We start from the raw sequence: 16066 nt of genomic DNA, 5'->3' as shown, positions 1-16066 counted from the left end.
CGACCGTATCGGTAAATCGTTGCAGTAAACAGATACGGGTGTTCAGTGCGGTGGGGAAATGCCGGGAATTCATGATGTGGCAAAGGTCGCGGGAGTGTCGGCCAGCACCGTGTCGAATGTTATCAATGGGCGGGGTAACAAGATGCGCCCCGAAACGCGCCAGCGTGTTCTGGATGCCATTGAGGGGCTTAAGTATACGCCCAACAGCGCGGCGCGTCAGCTCAAGTCTGGACTGAATATGTCCCTCGGGCTCATCATTCCGTCCGCAGCCAATCCTTTCTGGGGCGCGGTCGCACACCATGTCGAGCGCGCGGCGCGCAACCATGGCTACCGTTTGCTGATCTGTAACGCGGAGCGCGATCGCGAGGTTGAAGCCCGTTATGCGGAGGCGCTGCTTGGCTCAGGCGTTACCGGCGTCATTCTGGGGTCCTCCCCGCTCAATTTCGACCACCTACGCGATCTCGTCGGACGGGGGCTAAAGATAGCTGCCTTTGATCAACGCATCGGCGGCGACGATCAGAAGTGTGTCACCTGCGGCATAAGTGTCGACCAGGAGCTGAGCGGCATGCTTGCCGCGCAGCATCTGATGGGGCTTGGACACAAGCGGATCGGTGTCGTAACTGGCCCAATCAAGACCAACAGCCGCATCGATCGCGTCAGCGGCGTGCGTGCCGCGCTGGCGCGCGCTGGGCTGGAGCTTCCGGACGAGCTGCGTTGGCAGGGCGGCGGCGTCATCGGCTTTGGCGATATGGAAGGCTCCGAGCTCGGCCGGATTGGCATCAGGGAGCTTCTCAGTCGCGAATTGCCGCCAACGGCGGTGATCTGCGGTAACGATATGTATGCGCTTGGTGCATATGCTGGGGCTCGTGATCTCGGCTATCGTGTGCCGGACGACATCTCCATCGTTGGCTTTGACGATATTGCGATGGCGGAGATTGTTTATCCCCCCCTTACGACTATTCGCCAGCCGGTGTTGGCGATGGCTGAACAGATTGTCGGATTGTTGATCCGACGCGTCGAGGGTGATGAGATTTCTGCGGACGAAGCTTTTATCAACGTGCCGCCGCAATTGATCGTTCGCGGGTCGACCGCGCGGGCACGCATCACGGCTCGCCGCGAACAATCGGCTGGCGAGCTCAGGGAGGGGCGGGCATGAGCCGGGACTTGGAGAGCCGTACGATCTTCATCGCGGGAGCGAGCAGCGGCATGGGACGCGCGACCGCGATCGCCTGCGCTCGGGCGGGGGCCGCGCTCATTCTTCTTGGGCGGAACAAAGCCGCGCTCGACATGACCGCGGCCTTGGTCCGCGACGCGGCACCAAACTGCAAGGCGGCCGCAACGCTTGCCGCTGATGCGTCGGACGCGGCTGCGCTGGCGCAGGTAGTGTCCGGCGTGGATCTTTCAATGGTCGATACGTTGGTCAACTCGGTAGGCACGAACATTCCCGAGCGCGCCTTCGATCAGCTGACGTCCGATAGCTGGGCACAGATGATCGACAGCAATCTCACCGCGGCGTTCAATCTATCGAAGGTATTCCTGCCGAAGATGCGCGTCCGCAAGAATGGATTGATCATTCACATCGCCTCCACGGCTGCGCGCAAACCCGACAAGTCCGGAGCAGCGTATCAAGCCACGAAAGCCGGCGTGCTATCGTTGACGCATGCCCTGATGGAAGAGGAATGGCAGAACGGCATTCGCGCAAGCGCGATCTTGCCGGGCATGACAGACACCCCGCTTCTTGATCGTCGGCCCACCCCCGTCACACCGGAGGCGCGCGCCTCCGCCCTACGGCCGGAGGATGTCGCCGCGGCATGCCTGTTCATCATGCGCCTGCCACCCCGAGCGCATGTCGCGGAACTGCATATCGGACCAAGCCAGCGCTGAGACTCACCGTGTTCAAGGTCTCCGAGACGTCCCCGGTGCTGGTTGAGCATGAAGTTGCGCGTGGCATCTCACTGCGGAGGTGCGTCGCCACATAGACAGGGAACAAACACATGGACTTCTCCGGAAAGGTTGTTCTGATCACCGGTGGTGCTTCGGGAATTGGTGGCGCCACGACTAGGGCCTTTGCGCAAGCGGGCGCCAAAGTCGCGTTCACCTATGTCACCAGTGAAATTGAGGCTCAGGCGATCGAAGCGGAATGCGCTGCACGCGGGCAGGTCGCGTGCGGCTATCAGGCCGACATGAGCAAGCCCGATGAGGTTGCCGCAGTTGTTGCAAAAGCCGAACAGGAGCTAGGGCCTGTCGACGTGCTGTTCGCCAATGCGGGGGGACTGCTGCGGCGGGCACGCTGTGTCGAGTCCAGCCTCGATCTGTGGCAGGAGGCTTATTCCGTCAATGTCTTCAGCACCTTTCTGGTGGTGCAGGCCGTGCTCAAATCCATGGAGCCACGCGGTCGCGGTGCGATCATCATGATGTCATCGCTAGCGGCCTTCGATGGCGGCGGGCCAGGCGCATCCCATTACGCGTCAAGCAAGGCGGCCGTTGCAACCTTCGTGCGGGCGCTGGCCAAGGAGGTCGGTCCCAGCGGTATCCGTGTGAATGGGGTCGCGCCTGGACTCATCGGCACGCGCTTCCATGACACATTCAACACTCCTCAGGGGCGTGCGGCGGCTGTCGAGCGGACGCCCCTGCGGCGCGAAGGCGTGCCACAGGATGTTGCTGATGCTGTGCTGTTCCTGGCATCGGATCGGGCATCCTATATCACGGGGGAAATTACGCAGATCAATGGCGGTGTCGGCTTTTAGTCCAGCTGCAACAACAGACGCCCGCAGCGAAGGCTGACGGGATCCGTGCAATCGCACCAGGGAGGAGGGGCCATGTCCGAGCACACAAGGCCAGTTGTCGCCATTTTGCTGACGCCGCAAATGCGCAGACAACTCATTCCACGCGCAGCCGAGGAGCGGCTGTCAACACAGGTCGTTGTCACTGCCCCCGCTGAGGACGAACTGTCGGCTGAAGCGCTGCCGCGGCTTCTGGAAGGCGCGACGATCGCCATTACGGGTTGGGGTACGCCCAGGCTGGATGAAACAGTTCTGGCGCGGAGCCAGAACCTGAAACTCGTGGCCCATGCCGCCGGCAGCATTCGGCAGCTCGTGCCCTTCACCGCTATCGAGACCGACAGGATCCGTGTCACGCATTCGGCGCTTCATATCGGCGAGGCCGTCGCCGAATTCGTCATGGCGCATGTCTTCAATTTCTTGCGCCATCCGGTTGAGCTGGCCGAGGGCATGCGTGCCAGGGAGCCATGGTTTGCCTTGCGCTCGCGACTTCTCGGTCGTTTGCTCGGCGAACAGACCGTTGGCCTCGTTGGGGCAGGCTACATCGGTCGCATGATGGTGAGGCAATTCAAGGCGTTTAATGCACGAATCCTCATGCACGATCCCTTTCTCGATAGCGCTCGTGCCGCAGAACTCGGCGTAGAGCTTACAAGCCTCGACCAGCTCCTGGCTGCGAGCGACATTGTTTCCCTACACGTGCCGTCACTTCCAGAAACACGCCACATGATCGGCGCCGCTGAACTCGCATGGGTGAAGGACGGGGCGCTCTTCATCAACACGGCGCGCGGGGCCTTGATTGACGAGGATGCGCTGATCACCGAGCTGCGGAAAGGGCGCTTCACCGCGGTGCTCGACGTCTATGACAAGGAGCCCCTGGCCGACGACAGTCCCTTGCGAACTCTCCCCAATGCTGTCCTTGCTCCCCATGCGGCGGGTCACACCCATGAGACCTATCTGCGGCAGGGTGCGACCGCTGTCGACGAGGCGTTGCGTTTCCTTGCCGGTGATCCGCTGCGCCACGAGGTGACCAAGTCCATGCTGCCGAATATGGCTTAGGCACTTGCTGGGCCTCTTGGATCGGTCGAACAAGGGCGGAGGTCGACTACCGCGAGGACACGCCAAAGCCCGCCATTTTGGCTGCCCGCACCAGAGCTTTGCGTGCAAGACGGCCAGAACGGAAACCCTCCAGAGCGTCCTGACATGCAACGAGAGCGAGCTTATATCTGTGATCGCGGCGTCCCGGCCAATCCCTCAGCAGTACCTCTACGGCTTCCCAGGCATTCGTAATCATGCGCTGTTGCGAGGGTCCGAATGTCAGGCGAACAGGGGTAGCGAAATGCCAGTCGCTCATTGCGTCCTCCAGAAGCTGTCGGTCGTCCTTTCAGTGTCGAGGGGCGGACGGTTGCATTCCATTCCCCTCCTCGGACCGAGAATCTCTCTCGGCGCGAAACCCAATCGCTACGAGGAAACGCCCTTAAACGTTAACGAGAGGTAAAGGCGGTCGGATGCAACTGCGGCGTTTCCTGACATGTGCTTCGCACACCGGGCCAAATTCGACTGCATCGCTCGAGTGGTACCTCCAAAAACTCATGCATGACGAAAAGTTTGTAGAGGCTTCAATGAGTGCGTTCGGACCTGCAGCCGATCGACACGTTGGGCTGCGGTTCAGAAGCGAATTGCCACGACCGTAGCCGCGGCGGCATGCCCTTCTACAGCCAGCCAACGCTCTCCATCCTCGCCGCGTCGCTGAGGCATATTGCCGACAGAATGACGGGTGTGTCAGGGCTTGCTAAGCGCTCTCCGGGAGAGGTACCCCTCTTGAGTTGCGCAACGGAACACAGGACGGAAGACAGATGGAACAAAGCTGGCGTTGGTTCGGTCCTGGGGATCTCGTCCCATTGCATGCTATCCGCCAGGCGGGCGCGACAGGGGTCGTCACAGCGCTGCACCAAATCCCCTATGGCGAGGTGTGGAGCGTCGCGGCTATCGAGGCACGCCAGGCGGAAATCGGGTCTGACGCGTCCCTAGGTTTGCACTGGAATGTTGTCGAGAGCCTGCCCATTCACGAGCGTATCAAGCTCGGGGAGGGGGATCTCACATCATTGTTCGACAACTATCGCCATTCGATGCTCAATCTCGCGGCCTGTGGGGTCAGAACAATATGCTACAATTTCATGCCGGTCGTGGATTGGACACGGACAGAGCTCGCCCATGCCCTGCCGGGCGGCGGGCGGGCGCTGCGCTTCAACGCTCATGAATATGCGGCTTTCGACTGTTTCATGCTGGAGCGCCCCGGCGCTGAGGCGGACCATCCCGAGCATGTGCTGACCCGCGCGCGCAGTTGGTTCGCCAACGCGAGCGAGGGGGACAAGGCAACGCTGCTCGCAAGCATCATGGCAGGTCTGCCCGGTGCCTTCGACCGCTACGACATTCCCGCGCTCCGCAAGATGCTGGACCGTTACAAAGGCATTGACGGGGATAGTCTCCGGGCCAATCTCGCGCGCTTTCTGCGCGAGGTTATCCCGCTCGCTGAGGAGCTCGGCATCCGCATGGCTATTCACCCGGATGATCCGCCGCGCCCCTTGATGGGCCTGCCGCGGATCGTCTCCAACGCCGAGGACCTTGCCTTCATCACAAAGGCTGTCGACTCCGAGGTCAATGGCATCACCTTTTGCACAGGCTCGCTCGGTGCCGGCGTGCACAACGATGTCACAGCGATGGCACGGCAGTTCGCCAGCCGCATCCATTTCGCGCATCTGCGCAACGTTGCCAAGGAGCCGGACGGGTCGTTCATGGAGGCAGACCATCTTGGCGGAGATACCGATATGGTCAGCGTCATCGAAGCGTTGCTCATCGAGCAAAAACGTCGCCGCGAGGAGGGGAGACAGCATTGGCGATTGCCTTTCCGCCCGGACCACGGCCACGAACTGCTCGATGATGTCGGAAAGGGCAGCTTCCCCGGCTATTCGGCTGTAGGGCGCCTCAAGGGGTTGGCCGAGCTGCGCGGCGTCATGACGGCAGTCGCCCAGCTGAAGTCGCTGCCGCTGTGATCTCCCAGGGCAATCCGTCTCTTGCGGATGTCCCAGCGGCTTCGTTCCAGCATGACGTGGCTAGCCCTTGACGGCGCCGGCGGTGAGGCCAGCCACGATCTTGCGTTGGAAAATCAACACGAGGATGATCAACGGCAGCGTTACGACCACGGACGCTGCCATGATAGGTCCCCACGGTAGCTCCTGCCGGCTCCCGCCGCTCAGCAGAGCGATTGCAACGGGCACCGTCCGGCTTTCCGACGATAGCGTCAGGGTAAACGCGAACAGGAACTCGTTCCAGGCGAGGATGAAGGCAAGCAGGCCCGTCGGCACCATGGCCGGCAGCATGAGCGGCAGGAAAACGAGGCGCGCCGTCTGCCAGGGCGTTGCACCGTCGGCGATCGCTGCTTCTTCCAGCTCCTTTGGCAGTTCGCGCATGAAGGTTGTCAGAATCCAGACCGTGAACGGCAGCGTCAGCACGAGATTGGCGAGCATGAGGCCGGGCAGCCGGTCATAGAGACCGAGCGCGCGCACCAGCTCGAACATGCCCGAGAGAACGGCGATCTGCGGAAACATCGAGACGGCGAGAATGAGGAACAGCATCGGGCCGCGGCCCCGGAAGCGAATCCGCGCCAGGGCATAGGCAGCCGTCATGCCGAGAAAGAGGGACAGCGCCACGACGACGAGCGCCACCAGCATAGAATTGAGGATGTTCAATCCAAAGGCCTGCTGCGTAAAGATCTGAGCATAGTTCGTGAGGTCGAAGCGCTCCGGCCAAAGTCGAGGAATGAAAAGCTCCGTGCCGGTGCGAAACGACGAGACAAAAGCATAGTAGAAGGGAAACAACGCCACGATCAGTATGGCTGCGACGATGAGCATAAAGGCGATCTTCGCCAGAAGCTGCGTCACGACATAATTCCTATATGCTGCTGGTATCACCGCGTGGCTCCTTTGTCGAAGTCGAGCCGGCCGAGCGCAATGACCGAAATGGTGATCATGGCAATGATCAGGAAGAGCAGCGTCGAGGCCGCCGAGCCATAGCCGACATCTTGGAAATCGACGAGCTGCTGGCGCGCGTAGATCGACATCGACATGGTGCTGCGGGCGTTCGAGGTCAGCACATAGATCAGATCGAAGATGCGCAAGGCATCGAGCGCGCGGAAAATGACTGCGGTAATAATGGCTGGGCGTAACAGCGGTAGCGTAATGTACCAGAGTGCCCTGACCGGGCCGATGCCATCGACCTTGGCCGCCTCGTAGCAATCCTGCGGCAGCATTTGCAGGGCGGCGAGAAACAGCAGCGCCATGAAGGGCGTCGACTTCCACACATCGACGGTGAGCACGGCCCAGAGGGCAGTATCGGCGCTCGCCGTCCAGGCGATCGGCGTGCCGATGATGCCGAGACCCATGAGCACATAGTTGATGACGCCGAACTGGTCGTTCAGCATCCAGGCCCACATTTTGGCGGAAACGACGGTCGGGATTGCCCAGGGAACGAGAATGGCGGCACGCACAACGCCACGCAGTGGAAAGCGTACGTTCAAAGCCAGGGCCACTGCTAGCCCAAACACCACCTCGAGGCTCACGGAAACGACCGTAAACCACAAGGTGACCGAGACGGCGTTCCACCAATCAGCCTCGGCGAGAACGCCGTACCATTCACCGTCGTCGTAGGCGAGATAGTTGTCGAGCCCGACGAAGCCATACCGGGTGAGGTCGTCAAGTCGCGCGTCTGTGAAGCTGAACCAGATGGTGCGCGCGAGCGGCCAACCTGCCACTATGGCGAGCGCGATCAGCGTAGGTGCTAGAAACACCCACGCGTTCCGCACACGAGCGCGGTCGGGGTCTGCTGGCGGCGCTGATGATTTCACAACCGGGGCAGGCGCCCCACTGATCCCCCCGGGCCAAGAGGGGTTTGCCTGCTCGTCAGCCATCGTTACCAGCCGCGTCGGCTCATGCGCTTCAACTCGCTTTCCAGCCGTGCCAATGCCGGTCCCGCCTCAGTCTTACCCGCAAGCACTTCGTGCACGGCACCCCAAAAGGCGTAGGAAACGCGGTTGTAATTCTGTCCCGTGACCCGCGACGGCCGCGCCACCGCATTCGTGAAAGTCGAGTAAAGGGTCTTGAAGAACGGATTGGCTCTCACGACGTCCTCGTCTTCGTAGAGCGCGGGCATCGTCGGGTTATACGAAGCCACCACCGCTCGCCGCTTCTGCTCGTCCTTTCCCGTCAGGAACATAGCAAGATCGGCGGCTTCCTTTGGGTGCTTTGAATAGCGCGAGACTGCCAGGTTCCAGCCCCCCAGCACGCCCGTGTGCTTGCCGCCATCATTCCCACGGGGAAGCGCGGTCACACCAACCTTGCCGCGCACCGGACTATCCTCGCCATTGGCAAGAGCCCAGGCATAGGGCCAGTTGCGCATGAACACCGCGTTGCCTGACTGGAAAACGCCGCGCGCTTCCTCCTCCGCATAGTTGAGGACGCCCTCCGGGGCGATCTTCTTGACCCATTGCTGAGCGAGCGCGAGCGCTGCCTCAGCCTTCGGATTATTGACCGTGACGCCCCCTTCCGCGTCGACGATCGTGCCGCCGCCAAAACTGTCGATCCACTCAAGGGCATTGACTGTTAGCCCTTCATAGGCACGCCCCTGGAACACGAAACCCCAGAGAGAAGTGTTGCCAGCATCGCGCTCCGCCTTCTGGACTGCCTCCGCCGCCTTGGTCATCTCTTCCCATGTCTCCGGGACCTTGACGCCGTGCTTGTCGAGAAGATCCTTGCGGTAGTAGAGGACGCCTGCATCGGTGAAGAGCGGCATCGCGATCAGCTTGCCGTCCACGGTGTTATTGTCGATGATCGTCTTGAAATGCTCGGCTTCCTGGCCCTTGCTGTAAGGCTTGAGGTCGATGAAATGGGTTGCCAGGATGCCCGGCCAAACCACATCCAGCTGGAATACATCGATATCGGAAGCGCCGCCGGCCAGAAGCTGCTGATAGAGCGCGAGGCGCTCCGTCGCGGAATTCGGCGACGAAACTACCTTGACCGTATTGCCGGTTGCCTTTGCCCAGGCCTCCGCGCCGGCGCGGCAGAGTTCGAGCTCTTGACCGACCGCGCCGCAAGAAATTGCTATATCGGCGGCTTGGCTACGTGCGGCGGTGCCAAAGGTGAGGCCGGCGAACAGGGCAAAGCATAAGGGAAGCCGTTTCCACTCCATGGCTCATCCTCCTTTTTAATATGTCCCGTCAGGCGGGAAAACCATCGTGATGCGGCCGGCCTGCGAGGGCCGGCCATTGCAGCGGACCTCCCCACTGCAACTTAAATGCTTGATCGATGAAACGGTTTCCCGCACGTGGTGCCGGACTCCGATGTGATGGACGTAAGAGATACCGAGGCAGACAACGGGGCCGCATCGCTACTCCGCTGCAACACAGCGGGTGTCGTTGGCCCGACAGGGCAATTCGAAACGGCTCACAATGTGTCTCGCCCAATGGGCCGAGTCATATTTCTCGACGCTCTTCCACATCGCATCCATCCGCAGCAACTGCTCGTCCTTCGGCATATCGAGCGCGGCATCAATGGCCGCGTCCATGGCGCGCGTTGAATAGGGATTGGTGAGAACGGCGCTCGAGAGTTCGACCGCCGCGCCGGTAAACTCTGACAGCACGAGAGCGCCGCCCATGCCGCGCCTCGCCGCGACATATTCCTTCGCGACGAGGTTAAGACCATCGCGCAGCGGCGTAATCCAGCAAACATCTGCGCACCGATAATAAGCGACGAGTTCCTCGAAAGGCAGGGCACGCGTGAACAACAGGAGCGGCTGCCAGGAGAGCGTTGCGAAGCGACCGTTGATGCGGCCGGCAATCTGCTCGATCTCGCGTTGCACATTGCGATAAACACTCATTCCCGGGTTGGATGAGACGGAGGTGACAAGGAGCTGCAGGCTGCCCTGGAGTTCCGGCCGGCGCTCCAGCAGGCGCTCAAAGGCAAGCAGCATATCCCGCGTCCCTTTGGTGTAATCGGTGCGTCCAATGGAGATGATGAAGCGCTTGCCGTCCAGGTCGTTGCGTATGGCCGCCTCGCGTTGTCGCGTGACCTCACGCCGACAGAGTTCGCGAATATAGGAGGCGTTGGCTCCGACGGGGAAGGCGTCGATCCGGATCTCCCGATCGCCATGGCGCAGGCGGGTCGGCACCACCGGTTCGGACAGGGCCACGCCGCGCGGGGTGAGGCTCTCCTCAACAGGTGTCTCCTCAAGAATCTCGACATCCTTGAGACTTCGTGCCGTCGCGACAAAACTCGCCGCATAGCGCGGTATGTGAAAGCCGACGAGATCACAGGCGAGCAGACTGTCGACGATCTCTTCACGCCACGGCAGGATGTTGAACATGCTGGGCGCCGGAAACGGCGTGTGGTGAAAGAAAGCGATCCGCAGGTCCGGGCGCATCTGCCGCACATAGAGCGGAACGAGCCAGAGATTGTAGTCATGCACCCAGACGGTCGCACCTTCGGCCGCTTCGGTGACTGCCGCCTCGGCGAACAATTGGTTCACTTCACGGAAGGTCGCCCAGTCCACCGGGTCGTAATTATACTTCTCCGGGAACGAATGAAGGATGGGCCACAGCGCTTCCTTCGAGGTGACGTGATAGAAGCTCTTGACCTGCTGCGCCGTCAACGGCAGGCGCGAGACCGTATAAGTGCCATAAGAATCGGAGATTTCGACCACACGGTCGAAGATCTTCTTCCGCGATGGATCGATCTGCTTCCAGGCTATCCAGGAGGCATAGTCGACTGCGCTGAAGAAACTCTTCAGGGTAGGCACGATGCCGTTCGGACTGGCATGTTCCCGGTAGATCGTTTTGCCGTTCTCAAACACCTCGTTATAGGGTTGACGGTGATAAACGATGACGAGATTGGATTTTTTCATGGTGCGCCCCCCGTGCTGCGTGTCCGGCGCGCTATCGCATCAAGAATGCCAGCGGCACCCGCCTCCTTGCTGAAAAAGACCGTAGCGAGATCGGCGATGCGAGCGCGCAGGGCCGGTTCGGAATTGCCGACGGCTACCCCGGCGAAACCGCTCTCGAAAAGCGACAGGTCATTCAGCGTGTCACCAGCCACCAACACGTCTCTTGGATCAAGCCGCAGATGCTTGATGAGGCGAACGAGTGTCGGCCCCTTGGAAACCCCACGAGGCAGCACATCGAAGAAAGTGTCAGCGGACAAGAGACAATCGAAGCCCGCCTCGCCCACAATCTTGGCGGCATCAGGCGAAAGGGTCTGCGGATCGTAGAAGTAGCTGACCCTGTAACGAAAGGCTGTGTCCTGAAGCTGCAGGCCAGGCTCCTCAGCGAGGAGCGATCTGACGCGCGCGCCGCTATTTCCCCAGAGATCGGCGATGGGCCGTTCCAATTCATCGATCGGTTCGATCGTTGGGCCGCCTGCGATGGTCGTGCCGACATCGCCGATAACGAAATCCGGCTGCGGGACGGGTGTGTCACGCACAAGTGCGCGCACGAAAGGCAAATCTCGACCTGTAACGAAGATGAGCGTCACGTCCGACCTGTTGCTCTCGATCCATTCGTAGAGCAGCTCACGACTTGCGGCAGGACCACCCAGAAACGTTCCGTCAAGGTCCGTTGCCAAAACGAGATGACGTCTGTCTGAACTCCGCATTCGTCAGGCCCCGGCCATATGCTTGACTATCGCCCTGCTCGGATGCTGAGGAATAGATAGACCGAGATCCGCTACCTCTCCCTTGAACGGACGCCGCAGCAATGCATCCATCATGGCGGGAATCGGACGACCATCAACGACGATGGCGCGAACGGCCGTGCAGATCGGCATTTCGACGGCGAGCTTGCGCGCCAGATTCGTGACGGAGACGGCGTTGTCGGCGCCTTCCACAACCACGGGGCGGCCTTCGAAGACATCGGCGGCCGAACGGCCTGTAGCGAGCGCCAGGCCGAAACGCATGTTGCGGGATTGCTCGCTTGAGCACCTCAAGGTGAGATCGCCGACACCTGACAGCCCGGCGACAGTTTCGCGGCGGCCACCGAGAGCCGCGCAGAGGCTCTGGATCTCGTGCAGTCCCCTGCTGATCAGCGCTGCTCGTGTATTAGCGCCAAAGCCAAGTCCAGCTGCCATCCCGCAAGCAATGGCGAGGACATTTTTGACTGCGCCGCTGACCTCGGCTCCGATGACGTCATCCGACACATAGGGGCGAAAGGTGCTGGTGCCGAGGGCCCGCGCCACCCGAACCGCCTGAGAACGCGGGGGATCGAGGGCTGCATCACGGGATGCGATTGTCACGGCGGTCGGCATGCCGGCCGCGACTTCGGAGGCGAATGTTGGTCCGGAAAGCACGGCGAGAGGATGGTTTGGAAGCTCTTGCTCGACAACGGCGGACAATAGCGCGCCGGAGCCTTGCTCAACGCCTTTCGAGCAGATTACGACCGTCGCCTGAAGAGGCAGAACACCACGCAAGCGCGTGGCGGCGGCACGCAGATGCTGTGAGGGAACGGCAAGAAGCGCGATGCTGGCGCCGCTAGCCGCTGCTGCCAAGTCCGCCGTGACGCAGATCGAGTCAGGTAACGAATGGCCAGGAAGAAAAACCTTATTCTCCCGGCTATCGGCGGTGGATGCGGCAACATCAGCTTCCCGGATCCACAGTGAAACTGGCCGACCTGCGCGGGCAGCAGTGATAGCGAGTGCCGTTCCCCAGGCACCTCCGCCAATGACCGCAATGTGCATTCGCGAAAAATTTGAAAATTCTACGATTTTTCCGTTGTTATCCCGAGTCATTGCTCTGGATCGTCTCCTTCCTTGTTATGGTCTCTCAATAATGCCAAGTCATTGTGCATGGTTGCGGTGGAATTCGGTTATCGGCACCATGAAATAAGGGGCGTCTGATGAAGTTCATCGCATCCCGATACAGATTTTGTCATCGCAAGAAAATATTACGAAAATATATGTTTGCAATGATCGGAAGAGACACAGAATGGAGTGCGGTCCATTGGTGCATTCCCTCTCATAGTGATCTGCAGATCATCACGAGGCCCATCGTTGATCCTCTCGATGTTGCCGCTGTATAGCCGACTTCACCGAAAATGTCTAATCCGTGGCAAAATGACATCTATTTCAGGCCAAATTGATTGCTAACGGCCTGGAGGGAAACGGTTGTCTCATTTGCGTTTGGCAGGTGCGCGGATTGTCCACAGGCGGGTCAAGCATGCAATGCAACCATGCTGTCGTGGTTCGCATCGTAGGAGCCGGCTTGATTCCGCACGGGCGGCGAGGCTGCCTATATCACGGGCGGGGAGAAATGCTTTCCCGGCGCGGATTATGAGGCGTCGAGATGAAGATCGCGATACGCGCCGCGAAAGAAGATCAGGGGACGTTCTGCTTCGTTCCAGGCAAAGGACAAAACGCGTCCTACGCAGATAACATGGTCTCCGCCATCGTAATGCGCGTAATGCGCGCATTCGAAATGCGCAAGCGTATCTGGCAACAGAGGCGCCTGTGCGTGGCCAAGGGCGTGCTCGACAGACACCCATTTGTCCGCGCCGTATCTCGCAAATCGGTTCGACAGATGGTCCTGGTGCCGACACAGGATGTTGACAGCATAGCCCTCCGACGCCAAGAGCGAGGGGAGGCTGCGCGCCGCGCGATCGATGCTGAAGAGGACGAGCGGTGGGTCGAGCGACACCGAATTGAATGAACTGACCGTTAGACCAAACCGTTCACCATTTCCATCGCGGCCCGTGATGACAGCAACGCCCGTTGCATATTGCCCAAGGGCGCGACGGAAGCTAGCGCTGTCGACCGGGGGGAAAGAAACGACGGTCATATCTTTGCTCCACACCCTCAGCTGCATGGCTCATTGGCCGCCTTCGCGGCTCGGTCAGCAGGAAACGAGAAGTTTCCGCTCCATCCGGGTCAATCGTTCCGCGCCGTCAGCGGCTACCAGCATTGTTTCGCTGAAGGCCATCCCTTCCGCCCAAGTGTACATGTGGAAGACCATGCCTTCTTCAAGAATCCATTCGGAATTAGGCAAGAAGACTCGGGTGAAATCACTGGTGCGAGGAATGGTTACGAGCCCGAGTGTGTAGCCCGTGATATTGGTATAGCTCTCGCGCAATCCTGCTTTTAATACGCCGTCCCGCAAGATGGCGTCGACCTCGCCGGCATGCGCACCCGGCTGCATGGCTTGAAATTGGGCGTCTTGCAGGCTGATGAGTGCTTGCGCAGCCTCTTGCTGCCGCGCGCTGGGCGCCCCGACGGAGACCGGGCGCATGGAGCGTGCAGTATAACCCCGCAGATGCGGAACCATCTCGATGTGAACGATATCGCCGTTGGCGAGGATGCGATTGCCTAATCCGCCATGCAGGGTGCTGGAACGCGGCCCAGACTGCATCAAAAGGAGCCGTGTGTTGTCCGCTCCTGCCTTCAATGCAGCGCTCGTTATCGCGGCCGCGACCTCGCGCTCGGGCACGCCGGCGCGCGACGCCTCGGCACCGGCGAGGGTCGCAAGGTCACAGATCTTCGCGCAGCGTCGAAGATAGTCGATCTCACGCGGCGATTTCCGCAGTCGTTGTTCCCACATATGTCCGCTGAAATCGACGAAAATTGCCTCGTTTAAGGCAGCTTTAAACGCATCCAGACGCTTGGGGAGGAGAATATGCGAGTCAGTCTCGACGGCAATACGGCTCTTGCCGTAGCCGCGACGCTTCAACTCACCAATGACGATCTGGACCGGATCTTCACCATCGTTGAAAAGAACATGATCGCTGGTCCAGCTCATTTCTTCAAGCATTGGCCCGTCGAGGGAGCGCACGATCATTACGGGTTCCCCACTCCGCGGCATCAAGCAGCACTGATACATGGCCGCTGTGGGGATATGTCCTGTGAAATAGGCGAGGTGCTCAAATTCATCGATGATCAGGACATCGGCGCCAACATCCGCCATCCGTGCCCGCAGCAGCGAGACGCGCGCGGCATATTCCTCCAGCGGAAAGGCGAAGACCTTGGTTGTGGACATGAGATATTTCCGATGGCTCAATCGAGACGAACGAGGTGGCGGGGAGAATGGGTCAGGCGCCGTGCACCGCCGGCTGTGACGACAACGATATCTTCGATGCGGACGCCCCAGTGTCCGGGAATGTAGATACCGGGCTCGTTGGAGAAAACCATTCCCGCGACGAGTGGCGTTGAGTTACCCGCGACGATATAGGGCTCTTCATGAGCGGCAAGTCCGATCCCGTGGCCCAATCGATGCGTGAAATACGGCCCGAAGCCTTCCTCGGTGATGATGCGCCGTGCGATCGCATCGATTTCCTCGGCCCGAACGCCTGGACGCACCGCCTGGAAAGCCGCTTCCTGCGCTTCTTGGACGACCTCATAGATCTTCTGAAAATCCGGGCTCGGCTCGCCTGAGATGGCAACGCGGCAGATGTCACCGTAGTAGCCATTGTAACAACCCGCGAAATCGAAGACCACCGGCTCGCCGGCGCGGATCATGTGATCGCTGCCGTGATGCAGCGGCGAGGCGCCATTGGCGCCGGCCCCCACGTCAACCCAGCTGACTTCACTGAAACCCTCCTGCCGCATCAATCGGTCGATATCGGCCCGGAGCTCAAGCTCGGTGCGCCCAACCATGGATGGCGTCGCTTCGCAGAATCGCGCCCACACCGCATCGATATGCGCGGCCGCCGATTCAAGTGCGGCGATCTCCCCAGCGTGCTTGATGCAGCGCTGATCGTCGATGATGGAGCCGCCTGAATGCAGCGCGACGTCTGGCATAAGAGCCTTCAGTGTGATGAGGAACCCGCTCCAGAACTCGGGATTGACTGCGATCGTCTTGACGGAGGCTTCTCGCGCCACATGGGCAACCTGCGCGAGAGGATTGTCCGCCTCGTCCCAAACTACCGTGTTCACATCGGGAATGCCGGCGTAAAGGGGCTCCTGCAGACGAGGTGTGAAGATGCGGTCGTGACCATCGCTTCCGATCGCCAGGGAAACGAACCGCTCCGTGGCGATCGCGTTCAGTCCTGTGAAATAGCGGAACCCCGGCCCCGGTCCAAGAAGAAGCAGATCGAAACCAGCGGACCGCATGGCGTGACGGGCCTGGTCGCGGCGCTTCGAAAACGTTTCGGTCATGGGAAAACTTTCGTCGCGGTTATGCAGCTGCGCCAATAACTGCTACGGTCGATTGGCTATGGCATGCTGCATGCAGAGGGCTTACTGTGGAGCCGAGGCCGCTCCGTT

15 protein-coding genes are annotated in these 16066 nt (G+C 60.4%); 5 read left to right on the top strand and 10 right to left on the bottom strand.

From position 1 onward, the window contains the following. Positions 1-76: 76 nt before the first annotated feature. From KIO76_RS28400 to KIO76_RS28385, 4 genes are all read left to right on the top strand, one after another. A complete protein-coding gene (locus KIO76_RS28400) occupies positions 77-1156 on the top strand; it encodes a LacI family DNA-binding transcriptional regulator (RefSeq protein WP_213326912.1) in 1080 nt (359 codons plus the stop codon). After that, positions 1153-1884 (top strand): SDR family oxidoreductase, encoded by a 732-nt coding sequence (locus KIO76_RS28395; protein WP_213326911.1) that lies wholly within the window; start codon positions 1153-1155, stop codon positions 1882-1884. Before KIO76_RS28400 ends, KIO76_RS28395 begins: the two co-directional genes overlap by 4 nt. Before the next feature lie 110 nt (positions 1885-1994). Continuing rightward, on the top strand, positions 1995-2747 hold the full coding sequence (locus tag KIO76_RS28390; RefSeq protein WP_213326910.1) for an SDR family NAD(P)-dependent oxidoreductase: 753 nt from the start codon (positions 1995-1997) through the stop codon (positions 2745-2747). 72 nt (positions 2748-2819) lie between these two features. After that, on the top strand, positions 2820-3836 hold the full coding sequence (locus KIO76_RS28385) for a hydroxyacid dehydrogenase (protein WP_213326909.1): 1017 nt from the start codon (positions 2820-2822) through the stop codon (positions 3834-3836). A gap of 46 nt (positions 3837-3882) precedes the next feature. Here the strand turns inward: KIO76_RS28385 and KIO76_RS28380 are convergent, their stop codons facing one another. Beyond that, positions 3883-4131, bottom strand: coding sequence for a DUF982 domain-containing protein (locus KIO76_RS28380; RefSeq protein ID WP_213326908.1), 249 nt, complete (start codon positions 4129-4131; stop codon positions 3883-3885). A 502-nt stretch (positions 4132-4633) separates the two neighbouring features. Between KIO76_RS28380 and uxuA the strand changes: the two genes are divergently transcribed. Then, complete coding sequence (uxuA, locus tag KIO76_RS28375) at positions 4634-5830, top strand: mannonate dehydratase (protein WP_213326907.1); 1197 nt, start codon at positions 4634-4636, stop codon at positions 5828-5830. 60 nt (positions 5831-5890) lie between these two features. Here the strand turns inward: uxuA and KIO76_RS28370 are convergent, their stop codons facing one another. The 9 genes from KIO76_RS28370 to KIO76_RS28330 all read right to left on the bottom strand — a co-directional run bounded on the left by KIO76_RS28370 (position 5891) and on the right by KIO76_RS28330 (position 15958). Continuing rightward, positions 5891-6718: a carbohydrate ABC transporter permease gene (locus KIO76_RS28370; RefSeq protein WP_213326906.1), complete on the bottom strand. Its 828-nt coding sequence runs from the start codon at positions 6716-6718 to the stop codon at positions 5891-5893. Between the two features lie 26 nt (positions 6719-6744). Beyond that, positions 6745-7743, bottom strand: coding sequence for a carbohydrate ABC transporter permease (locus KIO76_RS28365; protein WP_213326905.1), 999 nt, complete (start codon positions 7741-7743; stop codon positions 6745-6747). A 2-nt stretch (positions 7744-7745) separates the two neighbouring features. Further along, on the bottom strand, positions 7746-9020 hold the full coding sequence (locus tag KIO76_RS28360) for an ABC transporter substrate-binding protein (protein ID WP_213326904.1): 1275 nt from the start codon (positions 9018-9020) through the stop codon (positions 7746-7748). A gap of 198 nt (positions 9021-9218) precedes the next feature. Next, entirely contained in the window at positions 9219-10730 is a 1512-nt protein-coding gene (gene ggpS / locus KIO76_RS28355) for a glucosylglycerol-phosphate synthase (protein ID WP_213326903.1), read from the bottom strand. Next, positions 10727-11476, bottom strand: coding sequence for an HAD family hydrolase (locus KIO76_RS28350; protein ID WP_213326902.1), 750 nt, complete (start codon positions 11474-11476; stop codon positions 10727-10729). The genes ggpS and KIO76_RS28350 overlap by 4 nt, the downstream gene beginning before the upstream one ends. A gap of 3 nt (positions 11477-11479) precedes the next feature. Further along, a complete protein-coding gene (locus KIO76_RS28345) occupies positions 11480-12553 on the bottom strand; it encodes an NAD(P)H-dependent glycerol-3-phosphate dehydrogenase (protein WP_213326901.1) in 1074 nt (357 codons plus the stop codon). Between the two features lie 589 nt (positions 12554-13142). Continuing rightward, on the bottom strand, positions 13143-13649 hold the full coding sequence (locus KIO76_RS28340) for a flavin reductase family protein (protein WP_213326900.1): 507 nt from the start codon (positions 13647-13649) through the stop codon (positions 13143-13145). 54 nt (positions 13650-13703) lie between these two features. Further along, positions 13704-14840 carry a M24 family metallopeptidase gene (locus tag KIO76_RS28335; RefSeq protein ID WP_213326899.1) on the bottom strand — a complete coding sequence of 379 codons (1137 nt, stop codon included), beginning with the start codon at positions 14838-14840 and terminating at the stop codon, positions 13704-13706. 17 nt (positions 14841-14857) lie between these two features. After that, entirely contained in the window at positions 14858-15958 is a 1101-nt protein-coding gene (locus tag KIO76_RS28330; protein WP_213326898.1) for a M24 family metallopeptidase, read from the bottom strand. Positions 15959-16066 lie beyond the last annotated feature (108 nt).

The organism is Chelatococcus sp. YT9, assembly GCF_018398315.1.
Lineage (GTDB): Bacteria > Pseudomonadota > Alphaproteobacteria > Rhizobiales > Beijerinckiaceae > Chelatococcus.
Note: the sequence above shows the minus strand (reverse complement) of the source record. Positions and strands in the feature narration are given on the sequence as shown.